We start from the raw sequence: 455 nt of genomic DNA, 5'->3' as shown, positions 1-455 counted from the left end.
CATTGATTGTTTACGCTGGTTCAGCACAATTTATCATGGTTAGTATGCTAGCAACTCATAGTCCTATTATGTCAATAGTATTAAGTGTATTTTTAGTTAATTCACGAATTATTTTAATGAGCATGACGACGGCTTCATATTTTAAAAATGAAAGTTTAATGAAAAATATTTTACTTGGGACATTATTGACCGATGAAAGTTTTGCTTTAGGAATGAATAAACAAAATTATACTGAGGGTAAACTGAATTTTTCTTGGTTTAATGCATCAAATTTACTAGCCTATTTAGTTTGGGCATTAGCCAGTGCTATTGGAGCTCTATTAGGGAATTTACTAGCAAATCCAGAAAAATTAGGTTTGGGATTCGCAGTTATCGCAATGTTTATTGGCTACTTTTATTTGCAACTTATTAGTGATAAAACTTTGGTTTTATTGCTCCAGTTAGTCATGTTTGGA

At 31.2% G+C, this 455-nt stretch carries 1 protein-coding gene; it reads left to right on the top strand.

The window, feature by feature from the left end:
* Positions 1–2 precede the first annotated feature (2 nt).
* On the top strand, positions 3–455 hold a 453-nt coding region (locus tag EAS64_RS48120; RefSeq protein ID WP_281283405.1), incomplete at its 3' end, for an AzlC family ABC transporter permease.

Origin of the sequence: Trebonia kvetii (assembly GCF_007827045.1) — a bacterium.
Lineage (GTDB): Bacteria > Actinomycetota > Actinomycetes > Streptosporangiales > Streptosporangiaceae > Trebonia > Trebonia kvetii.
Note: the sequence above shows the minus strand (reverse complement) of the source record. Positions and strands in the feature narration are given on the sequence as shown.